This is a genomic window from Vannielia litorea (genome assembly GCF_900142295.1).
Taxonomy (GTDB): domain Bacteria; phylum Pseudomonadota; class Alphaproteobacteria; order Rhodobacterales; family Rhodobacteraceae; genus Vannielia; species Vannielia litorea.
In genome coordinates this window covers 2,708,234-2,720,942 of the sequence record NZ_FSRL01000001.1, presented here as the reverse complement: position 1 = coordinate 2,720,942, position 12,709 = coordinate 2,708,234, and the positions used below count along the sequence as shown (strand labels likewise).

Annotated in this window: 11 protein-coding genes; 3 read left to right on the top strand and 8 right to left on the bottom strand. The window is 66.9% G+C overall.

Going from position 1 to position 12,709, the window contains the following annotated elements:
- Positions 1-61: 61 nt before the first annotated feature.
- The 5 genes from atpD to BUR94_RS13245 form a co-directional block, all read right to left on the bottom strand.
- Complete coding sequence (gene atpD / locus BUR94_RS13265; protein ID WP_074256681.1) at positions 62-1,486, bottom strand: F0F1 ATP synthase subunit beta; 1,425 nt, start codon at positions 1,484-1,486, stop codon at positions 62-64.
- Positions 1,487-1,505: 19 nt separating this feature from the next.
- A complete protein-coding gene (locus tag BUR94_RS13260; protein ID WP_074256680.1) occupies positions 1,506-2,387 on the bottom strand; it encodes a F0F1 ATP synthase subunit gamma in 882 nt (293 codons plus the stop codon).
- Between the two features lie 21 nt (positions 2,388-2,408).
- Positions 2,409-3,947 (bottom strand): F0F1 ATP synthase subunit alpha, encoded by a 1,539-nt coding sequence (gene atpA, locus BUR94_RS13255; protein WP_074256679.1) that lies wholly within the window; start codon positions 3,945-3,947, stop codon positions 2,409-2,411.
- Entirely contained in the window at positions 3,947-4,507 is a 561-nt protein-coding gene (locus tag BUR94_RS13250; RefSeq protein WP_074257726.1) for a F0F1 ATP synthase subunit delta, read from the bottom strand. Before BUR94_RS13250 ends, atpA begins: the two co-directional genes overlap by 1 nt.
- A 401-nt stretch (positions 4,508-4,908) precedes the next feature.
- Entirely contained in the window at positions 4,909-5,655 is a 747-nt protein-coding gene (locus BUR94_RS13245) for a methyltransferase domain-containing protein (protein ID WP_074256678.1), read from the bottom strand.
- Positions 5,656-5,720: 65 nt separating this feature from the next.
- Here BUR94_RS13245 and gloB point away from each other — a divergent pair, with 65 nt between their 5' ends.
- From gloB to BUR94_RS13230, 3 genes are all read left to right on the top strand, one after another.
- Positions 5,721-6,482, top strand: coding sequence for a hydroxyacylglutathione hydrolase (gloB, locus tag BUR94_RS13240; RefSeq protein WP_074256677.1), 762 nt, complete (start codon positions 5,721-5,723; stop codon positions 6,480-6,482).
- 211 nt (positions 6,483-6,693) lie between these two features.
- Positions 6,694-9,030, top strand: coding sequence for an ATP-dependent Clp protease ATP-binding subunit ClpA (gene clpA, locus BUR94_RS13235; RefSeq protein WP_074256676.1), 2,337 nt, complete (start codon positions 6,694-6,696; stop codon positions 9,028-9,030).
- 44 nt (positions 9,031-9,074) lie between these two features.
- Complete coding sequence (locus BUR94_RS13230; RefSeq protein ID WP_175570475.1) at positions 9,075-10,115, top strand: M23 family metallopeptidase; 1,041 nt, start codon at positions 9,075-9,077, stop codon at positions 10,113-10,115.
- Here BUR94_RS13230 and BUR94_RS13225 read toward each other — a convergent pair.
- The 3 genes from BUR94_RS13225 to BUR94_RS13215 are packed head-to-tail and all read right to left on the bottom strand — an operon-like array spanning position 10,112 to position 12,671.
- Positions 10,112-10,987, bottom strand: a complete 876-nt coding sequence (locus BUR94_RS13225) for a TIGR01459 family HAD-type hydrolase (protein WP_074256674.1) — start codon at positions 10,985-10,987, stop codon at positions 10,112-10,114. The genes BUR94_RS13230 and BUR94_RS13225 overlap by 4 nt on opposite strands.
- A 4-nt stretch (positions 10,988-10,991) precedes the next feature.
- On the bottom strand, positions 10,992-11,912 hold the full coding sequence (locus BUR94_RS13220) for a manganese-dependent inorganic pyrophosphatase (RefSeq protein WP_074256673.1): 921 nt from the start codon (positions 11,910-11,912) through the stop codon (positions 10,992-10,994).
- A 60-nt stretch (positions 11,913-11,972) separates the two neighbouring features.
- Entirely contained in the window at positions 11,973-12,671 is a 699-nt protein-coding gene (locus BUR94_RS13215) for a ZIP family metal transporter (protein WP_074256672.1), read from the bottom strand.
- Positions 12,672-12,709: the final 38 nt, after the last annotated feature.

Sequence of the window (12,709 nt, the reverse complement as noted above, 5' to 3'; positions counted from 1 at the left end):
CTTCCGTCCGGTTCACCAGTCGTGGTGAGGGGAGGGGAGGCGGGGTGGGAGGCGGTCAAGATCAAGCGGCTTCGGCAGCCATCTTCTGGGCCTTGGCCTTCACCTCTTCGATGCCGCCCACCATGTAGAAGGCGCCCTCGGGCAGGTGGTCGTACTCGCCGGCCACAACCGCCTTGAAGGAGGAGATGGTGTCTTCCAGCGGCACCTGAACGCCGTCGGAACCGGTGAACACCTTGGCCACGTCGAACGGCTGGGAGAGGAAACGCTGGATCTTCCGGGCGCGGGCCACGGTCAGCTTGTCCTCTTCGGAGAGTTCGTCCATGCCGAGAATGGCGATGATGTCCTGGAGCGACTTGTAGCGCTGCAGGATCCCCTGCACGTCGCGGGCCACCTTGTAGTGCTCCTCGCCCAGAACCGCCGGGTCCATCAGGCGCGAGGAGGAGTCGAGCGGGTCCACGGCCGGGTAGATGCCCAGCTCGGAGATCGCGCGGCTCAGCACGGTGGTGGCGTCGAGGTGGGCGAAGGTCGTGGCCGGGGCCGGGTCGGTCAGGTCGTCCGCAGGCACGTAGACGGCCTGGATCGAGGTGATCGAGCCCTGCTTGGTCGAGGTGATCCGCTCCTGCATCGCGCCCATGTCGGTCGCGAGCGTCGGCTGGTAGCCCACGGCGGAGGGGATACGGCCCAGAAGCGCCGACACCTCGGAACCCGCCTGGGTGAAGCGGAAGATGTTGTCGACGAAGAAGAGCACGTCGGTGCCCGACTGGTCGCGGAACTGCTCGGCCAGGGTCAGGCCGGTCAGGGCCACGCGGGCACGGGCTCCCGGAGGCTCGTTCATCTGGCCGTAAACCAGAGCCACCTGGGACTCTTCGAGGTTGTCGGGCTTGATGACGTTGGATTCGATCATCTCGTGGTAGAGGTCGTTGCCCTCACGGGTCCGCTCGCCCACGCCGGCGAACACGGAGTAGCCCGAGTGCACCTTGGCGATGTTGTTGATCAGCTCCATGATGAGCACGGTCTTGCCCACGCCGGCGCCGCCGAAGAGGCCGATCTTGCCGCCCTTGGCGTAGGGGGCCAGCAGGTCGATCACCTTGATGCCGGTCACGAGCACTTCGGACTCGGTCGACTGCTCGTCGAACTCGGGCGCGGGCTGGTGGATGGCGCGGGTCTCGGTGGCGTTCACCGGGCCCTTCTCGTCGACCGGCTCGCCGATCACGTTGAGGATCCGGCCCAGGGTGGCGTTGCCCACCGGCACCTGGATCGCGTCGCCGGTGTCTTCCACCGCCTGGCCACGAACCAGACCTTCGGTCGCGTCCATGGCGATGGTGCGCACGGTGTTCTCGCCGAGGTGCTGCGCCACTTCGAGCACCAGCTTCTTGCCGTTGTTCTCGGTGGTCAGCGCGTTCAGAATTGCCGGCAGGGCGTCGTCGAACTGCACGTCCACGACGGCGCCGATGACCTGGGTCACTTTGCCTTTTGCATTTGCCATTGTCGTCGTTTCCCTCTCGTCAGAGCGCCTCGGCGCCCGAAATAATCTCGATCAGCTCGTTGGTGATCACGGCCTGACGGCTGCGGTTGTACTGGATCGTCAGCTTGTCGATCATGTCGCCCGCGTTGCGCGTTGCGTTGTCCATGGCGCTCATCCGGGCGCCCTGTTCCGAGGCGCCGTTTTCCAGCAGAGCCGAAAAGATCTGCGTGGCCACGGCGCGCGGCAGCAGGTCGGCGAGGATCGCCTCCTCTTCCGGCTCGTAGTCATAGACCGTGCTCGCCTCGGCGGCAGCCTCTTCCGTCGCCTCGAAATCGGCGGGGATGATCTGCTTGGCCGTGGGGATCTGGCTGATCACGCTCTGGAACTCGGCAAAGAAAATCGTCGCCACGTCGAACTCGCCGGCATCGAAGCGCGAGAGCACGTCACGGGCGACGCCCTGCGCGTCGGCATAGCCGAGGTTCTTCACGCCACTCATGTCGATATGGCCGACGAAGTGCTTGGCGAGGTCGCGCTTCAGCTGCTCGCGGCCCTTCTTGCCGACGGTGAGGATCTTCACCTCCTTGCCGGCCTTCAGGAGCTCGTTGGCGCGGGTGCGCGCGAGCTTGACGATCGAGCTGTTGAAGCCGCCGCAAAGGCCCCGCTCGGCGGTCATCACCACCAGCAGGTGCACCTTGTCGTCGCCGGTTCCGGCCAGCAGGCGCGGCGCCGAGTCAGACCCGGCGGAGGCCCCGGCCAGCCCGGCCATCACCGCGTTCATCCGTTCGGCATAGGGCCGCCCGGCCTCGGCCGCGTCCTGTGCCCGCCGCAGTTTTGCGGCGGCCACCATCTGCATGGCCTTGGTGATCTTGCGCGTGCTCTTGACGCTCGCGATCCGGTTCTTCAGATCCTTGAGGTTCGGCATCGGTTTGCTCCTGCCTCAGGTTCAGGCGAAATCTTTGGCGAATTCGTCCAGAGCCGCCTTGATCTTGTCCTCAAGCTCGCCCTTCACCTTGCGGTCGTTCTCGGTGATGTCCTTGAGCAGGTCCTGGCACTTGCCGCGCAGATGCGCCAGCAGACCGGCCTCGAAACGGCCCACGTCGGACACGGCCACCTTGTCGAGGTAGCCGTTGGTGCCGGCGTAGATCACGCAGACGATCTCGGCGTTGGTCAGCGGCGAGTACTGCGGCTGCTTCATCAGCTCGGTCAGGCGCGCACCACGGTTCAGCAGGCGCTGGGTGGCGGCGTCGAGGTCGGAGCCGAACTGGGCGAAGGCGGCCATCTCGCGGTACTGGGCGAGCGACAGCTTCACAGGGCCGGCAACCGAAGACATCGCCTTGGTCTGGGCCGAGGAGCCCACGCGGCTCACCGAGAGGCCGGTGTTCACGGCGGGGCGGATGCCCTGGTAGAACAGCTCGGTCTCGAGGAAGATCTGGCCGTCGGTGATCGAAATCACGTTGGTCGGGATAAAGGCCGACACGTCGCCGCCCTGGGTTTCGATGATCGGCAGCGCGGTCAGCGAACCGGCGCCGTGATCCTCGTTCAACTTGGCCGAACGCTCGAGCAGGCGGGAGTGAAGGTAGAACACGTCGCCCGGGTAGGCTTCACGCCCCGGCGGGCGGCGGAGCAGCAGCGACATCTGGCGGTAGCTCACGGCCTGCTTGGAGAGGTCGTCGTAGATGATGAGCGCGTGGCGGCCGTTGTCGCGGTAGTACTCGGCGATCGAGGTCGCGGTGTAGGGGGCGAGATACTGCATCGGTGCGGGGTCCGAGGCGGTCGCGGCCACGATGGTGGTGTATTCGATCGCGCCGGTCTCTTCGAGCTTCTTCACCAGCTGGGCAACGGTCGAGCGCTTCTGGCCCACGGCCACGTAGATGCAGTAGAGCTTCTTGCTCTCGTCATCGCCGGCGGCGTCGTTGTAGCTCTTCTGGTTCAGGATCGCATCGAGCGCCACGGCGGTCTTGCCGGTCTGGCGGTCGCCGATGATCAGCTCGCGCTGGCCGCGGCCGATCGGGATCATCGCGTCCACCGACTTGAGGCCGGTCGCCATCGGCTCGTGCACCGATTTGCGGGGGATGATGCCGGGGGCCTTCACGTCGGCCACGCGGCGCTCGGAGGCCTCGATGGCGCCCTTGCCGTCGACCGGAGCGCCGAGCGCGTCAACCACGCGGCCCAGCATGGCGTCGCCCACGGGCACGTCCACGATGGCCTTGGTCCGCTTGACGGTGTCGCCTTCCTTGATGTCCCGGTCGGAGCCGAAGATCACGACACCGACGTTGTCGCTCTCGAGGTTCAGCGCCATCCCGCGGATGTTTCCGGGGAATTCCACCATCTCGCCGGCCTGGATGTTGTCGAGGCCGTGCACACGGGCGATACCGTCACCGACGGAGAGCACGCGGCCGACTTCGGCAACTTCGGCCTCCTGGCCAAAATTCTTGATCTGGTCCTTGAGGATTGCGGAAATTTCCGCAGCTTGGAGAGCCATTAGCCGACCTCTTTCATTGCGTTCTGGAGGGAAGACAGCTTCGAGCGGATCGAGCTGTCGATCATCTGCGAGCCGAGTTTCACGACGAGGCCGCCAATCAGGGCTTCATCGACGCGCATCTCGAGTTTCACGTCCTTGCCGACCTTCTTGGCGAGGGTTTCGGCGAGCTTCTTCTGCTGGGTGGCGGTGAGCGCCTTGGCCGAGGTGACCTCTGCGGTCACTTCGCCCTTTTCCTCGGCGATCATCGCCTTCAGCGCCTTGACCAGCTGGGGCAGGGCAAAGAGGCGACGGTTCTGCGCCATCAGGCCCAGCGTCGAGGTGGTCAGGCCGTCGAGGCCCATCTTCCTGGCCACCGCCGTCACGCCGGCTTCCTGTTCGGCGCGGGTGTAGACGGGGTTGGAGATCAGCTCCCGGAAAGCGTCGCTCTCCTCGAGCGCCGCGCCGAGGGTCTCGGCGTCACTGTCCAGGGCTTTGAGTTTCTTGTCGCTCTTGGCGAGGTCGAAGAGCGCTGATGCGTAGCGCGCGGCGATGCTTGCGGATATCGAAGCCGTCTCGGACACGTCCACCCCTCGTTGTCGGTTTGGCCCGGTTTCACGTGGGCTCTGGGCATAAATCGGGCATGGCCGTTCCCGGCGCTCCCCGAAGTCGAGGGGTGTCTAGCAGACGGTTTATGGGCTCGCAACAGGTTTAAATCGCGCTGGCGTGAGCGTAAAAATTCGCAATTTCAATGTCTTATGGGTGGTGCGACAGTTTGGTTACATTTGGACGCAGGGCAGGGGAGGGAATCTCCGAATGTGCGGAATGCAATCGTATACCGTGTCGGCGCCGAGGATTCTGCGAGCATTGCCAGAGGCTTGGCCAGAGATCGGACGGCAGGGGGAGTGGCTGCCGGCGGCCGGGCCCCGCGTTCGCACCTGCGGCATCGCACCTGCCGCGGGGCCATCCGGCCTCGCGCCCCGCTTCAGGCGGGTTCCACCCCCGGCTGCACCGCCCCCTCCAGCACCGGCCTGCGCTGGCGCGACCGCACCCTCTGCGCGTCGCCCCCCGGCGCATAGACCCGCTTGCTGGCCTCGACGATGAACACCCCGCCCGCAAGGTAGCTCGAGATCCTCCGCCCGGTGCGCTCCCAGAAGTTCGAGGACTTCACCCAGAACCGCCGGTGGCTCGGCGGGCTGAAGAGCGCCGCCAGGTGGCGCTCGGGCACGAAGCCGTTGTTGCGCAGCAGCGCCTCCAGCTGGCTCAGCGAGTAGGGCCGGCCAAAGCCGAAGGGCGTCACGTCGCGCCGCGCCCAGAGCCCCGCGCGGTTGGGCACGATGAACACCGCCCGCCCGCCCGGCCCGAGCACCCGGTGCATCTCTCCCAGCAGCCGCGCCGGGTCGTCGGTGGTGTCGAGCCCGTGCAGGCAGACCAGCTTGTCGACCATGCCGGTGGTGACTGGCCAGAGGGTCTCTTCCACCAGCACCGAATGGTTGGGTCCGCCTGCGGGCCAGGGCGCCACGCCCTGCGCACCCGGCATCAGCGCCATCACCCGCCGCGCATCCGCCAGGTAGGGGCGCAGCAGCGGCACCGCAAAACCGTAGCCCACGACCGTCTGCGCCTTGGCCTCCGGCCAGAGGCTGACAACCTGATCCCGGATTGCCCGCTGCGCCACGCGCCCTAGCTGGGTGCGATAGTAGAAGTTTCTCAGGTCGAGAACATCCAGATGCATCGGTTGCCGGTCGCCCTCGTGTGGGACAGTCTGGCAAGACCATACCAAGGCTTGAAGGAAACGCCATGCCCCTAGAGATCCTTACCGTCCCCTGCCTCTCCGACAACTACGCCTATGTGGTGAAGGGGCCGGACGGCGTGTGCCTGATCGACGCGCCCGAGGCCGGCCCGATCATCGACGCGGTGGAGGCGAGAGGCTGGCAGCCCGGCGTCCTGATGATCACCCACCACCACCACGACCACGTCGGCGGGGTCGAGGAGCTGCGGGCGAAGTATGGCCTCAAGGTCATGGGCCCCAAGGCGGAGGAAGCCAAGCTGCCGCCGCTCGACATGGGTCTTGCCGAGGGCATGAACGGCGGCGAGGGCGAGGGCTATACCGAACCGCTCGAGGTGCCCGGCCACACCTTGGGCCATCTCGCCTTCCACTTCGCCAACGCCGGCGCGCTCTTCACCGCCGACAGCCTGATGGCGCTGGGTTGCGGCCGCGTGTTCGAGGGGACCATGAAGCAGATGCACGCCAGCCTGCAAAAGCTCGCCGCCCTGCCGCCCGAAACCATGGTCTACTCCGGCCACGAATACACCACCGGCAACGGCCGCTTCGCCCTGACGATCGACCCCGACAACCCGGCGTTGCAGAAACGGATTAAAAAAGTGGCAGAAGCGCGTGAGGCCGGTCAGCCGACCGCCCAGGTGGCCCTCGCCGAGGAACTGGCGACCAACCCGTTTCTGCGCTGCGGCGATCCGGGTATCCGCGCAACACTCGGGATGGAAAGCGCGTCGGATGCAGAGGTTTTCGCCGAAATCCGGCGGAGAAAGGATGCATTTTGAGAGAAAGCACCTATATTGCCGCCAGCGCCCGAAAGGGTGTGACGAGGCACCCGGACATCCCGATCACAATTCGTGCAAATCGGCCCTCCGCGTGAAAAATCTCTCACAAAACACTTGAAGGTTCGGGTTTTCCACCGAACTTTAATCATATGAGGCCACGGTCAAGGACGGGCCCCGCCCTCCTCGTCCACAAGGGAAAGGAGCACTCAGCGTGCCATCGTTTTCGAACACCCTCGAGCAAGCCATTCACGCCGCCTTGGCGCTCGCCAACGCGCGCCGGCACGAGTTGGCCACGCTGGAGCATCTGCTGCTGGCGCTGATCGACGAGCCTGACGCCGCCAAGGTGATGCAGGCCTGCTCGGTCGATCTGGACGACCTGCGCAGCACCCTCAACGATTTCATCGACGAGGACCTGTCGACTCTCGTCACCGAGATCGAAGGCTCCGAGGCCGTGCCAACCGCCGCCTTCCAGCGCGTGATCCAGCGCGCCGCGATCCACGTGCAAAGCTCCGGCCGCACCGAGGTGACCGGCGCCAACGTGCTGGTGGCGATCTTCGCCGAGCGCGAGAGCAACGCCGCCTTCTTCCTGCAGGAGCAGGACATGACCCGCTATGACGCGGTCAACTTCATCGCCCATGGCGTCGCCAAGGATCCCGCCTTCGGCGAGACCCGCTCCGTCACCGGCGCCCCCGAGTCCGAGGAGGACGGCGCAGGCCCCGAGACCGTCAACGCCGAGCCCGAGGAGAAGGAGAGCGCGCTCTCCAAGTATTGCGTCGACCTCAATGCCAAGGCCCGCCACGGCGATGTCGACCCGCTGATCGGCCGCGAGGCCGAGGTCGAGCGCTGCATCCAGGTGCTCTGCCGCCGCCGCAAGAACAACCCGCTGCTGGTGGGAGATCCCGGCGTCGGCAAGACCGCCATCGCCGAGGGCCTCGCCCGCAAGATCGTGCAGGGCGAAACGCCCGATGTCCTGTCCAAATCCACCATCTACTCGCTCGACATGGGCGCTCTGCTGGCGGGCACCCGCTACCGGGGCGACTTCGAGGAGCGGCTGAAGGCCGTGGTGACCGATCTCGAGAAGCACCCCGACGCCGTGCTCTTCATCGACGAGATCCACACCGTGATCGGCGCCGGCGCCACCTCGGGCGGCGCGATGGATGCCTCCAACCTGCTGAAGCCCGCGCTTCAGGGCGGCAAGCTGCGCTGCATGGGCTCCACCACCTACAAGGAGTTCCGCCAGCACTTCGAGAAGGACCGCGCGCTTTCCCGCCGGTTCCAGAAGATCGACGTCAGCGAGCCCACCGTGGAAGACAGCGTCAAGATCCTCCGGGGCCTCAAGCCCTATTTCGAGGAGCACCACGACATCAAGTATACCGCCGATGCGATCCGCTCCGCGGTGGAGCTTTCGGCGCGCTACATCAACGACCGCAAGCTGCCCGACAAGGCGATCGACGTGATCGACGAGGCCGGAGCGGCCCAGCATCTCGTGGCCGAGAGCAAGCGCCGCAAGACCATCGGCACCAAGGAGATCGAGGCCGTCGTGGCCAAGATCGCCCGCATCCCGCCCAAGAACGTCAGCAAGGACGACGCCGAGGTGCTGAAGGATCTCGAGGCCTCGCTCAAGCGCGTGGTCTTCGGGCAGGACAAGGCGATCACCGCCCTGTCTTCCGCCATCAAGCTGGCCCGTGCCGGCCTGCGCGAGCCTGAAAAGCCCATCGGCAACTACCTCTTCGCCGGCCCCACCGGGGTGGGCAAGACCGAGGTGGCCAAGCAGCTCGCGGCCCAGCTCGGGGTGGAGCTGCTGCGCTTCGACATGTCGGAATACATGGAGAAGCACGCGGTTTCGCGGCTCATCGGCGCGCCTCCGGGCTACGTGGGCTTCGATCAGGGCGGCATGCTGACCGACGGCGTCGACCAGAACCCGCATTGCGTGCTCCTGCTCGACGAGATCGAAAAGGCGCACCCGGATGTCTACAACATCCTCCTGCAGGTGATGGACCACGGCAAGCTGACCGACCACAACGGCCGCACCACCGACTTCCGCAACGTGATCCTCATCATGACCTCCAACGCCGGTGCGGCGGAGCAGGCCAAGGAGGCCATCGGCTTCGGGCGGGATCGCCGCGAGGGCGAGGACCAGGCCGCCATCGAGCGGACCTTCACGCCGGAGTTCCGCAACCGTCTCGACGCGGTGATCAGCTTCTCGCCGCTGGGCAAGGACACCATCGTTTCGGTGGTCGAAAAGTTCGTACTCCAGCTCGAGGCCCAGCTGATGGACCGCGACGTGACCATCGAGCTCACGCCCAAGGCCGCCGAATGGCTCGCCGAAAAGGGCTATGATGACAAGATGGGCGCCCGCCCGCTCGGCCGGGTGATCCAGGAGAGCATCAAGAAGCCGCTGGCCGAAGAGCTGCTCTTCGGCAAGCTGACCAAGGGCGGCATCGTCAAGGTCGGCGTCAAGAACGGCGAGATCGACCTGCGCATCGAGGAGCCCGCCAAGGCCCGCATCGGGTCGCGCAAGAAGCCGCCGCTGCTCACCGCAGAATGACGGCACGGCCAGACAACAGCAGGGAGCGCTCACGGGCGCTCCCTTTGCACGTTCTGGCCCTCTCCCTTCTGCCCTCGCCGCTCCTCGCCGGCCCGCCGCTGCTCGGCCTGCCGGTCGACTGCACGCTGGGCCGCAGCTGCTACATCCAGCAGTATTTCGACCGCGACCCGAAGGAGGGCGCGGTGCAGGACCATGCCTGCGGGGCGCTCGCCAACGATGGCCACAGCGGCACAGACTTTGCCGTGGCCACCCTCGCCGAGGTGAGCGCGGGCGTCACCGTGGTGGCCGCCGCGCCCGGCACCGTGCTCGGCATCCGCGACGGCATGGCCGACATCTCCTCGCTCGCCGAAAACGCGCCAGACCTACAGGGCCGCGACTGCGGCAATGGCGTGGTGATCGACCACGGCGATGGCTGGACCACCCAGTACTGCCATCTGCGGCAGGGGTCCGTGGTGGTCGAGGAGGGGCAGCGCGTGGCGATGGGCACGCCGCTGGGGCTGGTGGGCATGTCGGGCCGCGCGAGCTTTCCGCACCTCCACCTGACGCTCCGCGAGGGCACCGAGGCGCGCGATCCCTTCGCGCCCGAGCCCGGCCCGGCCCCGGCCTGCGCCCTGCCCGCCGAGGAGGGCGCGACCCAAGACACCGCCCCCGAGACCACCAGCACCGAGGATACCCCCCGCGCCATGCCCGGCGGGCGCACCGGCCTCTGGCTGGAGCCCCCGGCCTATGTGCCCGGCGGCCTCATCGCCGTCGGGCTCACCGACCGCGTGCCCACCATCGCCGAGGTCCGCAGCGGCCTGCCCACCGCCGCCGTCACCGCCCCCAAGGCGCCCGCCATGGTGATCTGGGGTTATGCCTTCGCGGGCGAGCCGGGCGACGAGATCGAGATCATCTTCGAAGGCCCCGAGGGCGAGATCGGCCGCCACACCGACGTGCTTGATAAGGCTCAGCCCTTCGTGCTGCGCGCCTACGGCAAGCGCACCCCCGCCGCCGGCTGGCCCTGGGGCACCTACAGCGGCACGGTGATCCACCGCCGCGACGGCGCCGAACTCGGGCGCCGCTACATCCGGACCGACGTGAACTAGCGCAGAAAGCCGATCGCGTAGGTGGTCGCCATCTGGTGATGCGCGAGGTAGGCGTCGAGCTTCTCCTGCACCGGCTGGCCCCCCGGCGCGGTGCCGGTCTCCAGCGCGCCAAGGCCGCCCGAGATGAACAGGCAATCCAGCCCCTCGCCCATCGCGCCCTTCACATCGGTCAGCACCCCGTCGCCGATGCACAGGATCGGCCCGGATGGGTCGCCTCCCACCTCCGCCAGCCGCGCCCGCGCGAGATCGTAGATCGGCGGATGCGGCTTGCCGAAGTAAAGGCTCTCGCCCCCCATCTCGGTGTAGAGCTGCGCCAGGGCACCGGCGCACCACTCCCGGCTCTCGCCCCGGTCCACCACGATGTCGGGGTTGGCGCAGAGCAGTTTCAGGCCCTTCTGCTTGGCGTAAAGAAACTGGGGTCGCATCACCGAAGGATCGGCAAAGGGGTCGAACGGCCCGGTGCAGACGATGCCCTCGGCCTCCTCCAGCTCCACCCGTTCGATCTCCACCGGATCCGTCACCAGGTGCAGCGGCTCGAAGAAGGTCAGGTCGAAATCGGTTCCGACAAACCACACCTTCCGGCCCACCGCGCCCCGAAACATCGCCGCCCGCGCGCTATCGCCCGAGGTGGCGATCACGTCCCAGGCGTCATCCGGCACGCCCCATTTCACCAGCTGCTTCTGCACTTCCGCCCGCGCCCTCGGCGCGTTGGTCAGCAGAACCACCTTCTTGCCCGCTGCGCGAAACGCCTGCAAGGCGGCCACGGCCTCCGGAAAGGCCGTCACCCCGTTGTGCACGCAGCCCCAGAGGTCGACGAAGGCCGCGTCATACTGATGCGCGACTTCCGAGAGCGATCCGATGACCTGGCTCAACCGCTCAGACCTTCAGCGCCGGGATGATCTGCTTCTTCCGGCTCATCACGCCGGGCAGAACCACCGTGTCGCCGCTCACGCTCGCGCCAAAGCTCTTCTCGGCCACGGTCTTCACCAGATCGTTGGGCACCAGCAGCGTGGCCTCCTCGTTCAGGATGTCGATGACGAAGAGCAGCACCTGGTCGGCGCCATCCTCGGCGGCCACGGCCTTCATGCTCTCCATCAGGCTGTCCTTGCGGTCGAGAATCAGCTTGGGCGCGGTGGTCTCCAGCACCGAAACCCGAAACTCCTTGCCGCCCACGGTGTATTCCTTGCTGTCCATCCGCAGCAGCTCGGCATCCGAGAAGGCGCCCACATCCGACTTGGCCTCGAACATCTCGCTGGCATAGGCGCCCAGGTCCACGCCCAGGTCGGCGGCCAGCTCCTGCGCCAGCGCCTTGTCTTGCTCGGTGGTGGTCGGCGAGCGGAACTCCAGCGTGTCGGAGAGGATGCACGACAGCATCAGCCCCTTGATCCCCTCGGGCATCTTGTCGGCGTTGTCGCCCATCAGGTTGTGCATGATGGTCGCGGTGCAGGCCAGTGGCTTGATGGTGATGTCGATCGGGCCCTTGGTCTCCAGCCCGCCGGTCAGCTTGTGATGGTCGATGATCTGGAGAATGTCGGCGCTGTTGATCGCGTCGGGCAGCTCGGCGGGGTTGTTGGTGTCCACGATCACCACCTTGTCGCCCTCGGCCACGTCGCTGATGATCGACGGCGTCTCGAAGCCCCATGTCTTCAGCACGAAGGCGGCCTCGGTGTTGGGCTCGCCCAGCAGCACGGCCTCGGCCTTCTGGCCCCGGTGCTCGGTCAGGTACCACGCCCAGATGAGCGGGGAGCCGGTGCTGTCGGTATCGGGGGACTTGTGGCCAAAAACCTTGATCGTCATGTCGTGCCTGCGTGTCTGGGGATGGAGTCGCGCGCCTTATAGGCGGGGCAGGGGGCGATGTCACCCGCCCGAAAGGGTAGAGAGCGCAAAGGCCGCAAGCAGGCCCAGCGTCACGGCAATGCCGGTGCCCATGCGCTCCTCCCGGTAGGCCTGCGGAAACACCTCCGTCGCCAGCGAGGCCGTCACGGCCCCCGCGGCGAAACCCCGGATCAGCGCCAGCACCTCGTCGCCCGCATCGGCCAGCGCTAGGTTTCCGATCAGCGCCGCCGCCGCCAGTACGCAGGCGGTGACGGTCCAGAGCAGCATGATGCGGCCCCGGCTCATCCGGCCCTCGCGCATCTCCTTTGCACCGCCCGCCGCCTCGGGCAGGTTCGAAAGCAGGATGGAGCCCGCCAGCGCCGCCACCTCGGGCAGGCCCGCCCCGATCAGCGCCACGCCGAGCGCGAGGTTTTCGGGGATGCCGTCGAGCGTGATCGCCAGCAGCAGCCCGGCCCCCTGGCTGCCCTTCGTGCGCTTCTCGATCAGCCAGTCCAGCCCGGTGAACACCAGCGCCCCGGCGGCAACCGCCAGTGAGAGCGCAGGCACCGAAACATGATGCGAGGCCGGCTCGATCAGCTCCAGCGTGACCGACACGATCAGCGCGCCGCCCGCCATCGCCACCAGGAATCCCTCCAAGCCTTTCGGCAACCGCCCCCAGAGGCCCCAGGCCGCACCCGCGATGAGCGCGGCAGACACGGCGGCGACAGTCAGAAAGAGCATGGCGTGCAGTCCCGTTGCGGCCGCCCGGCGCGACCGGA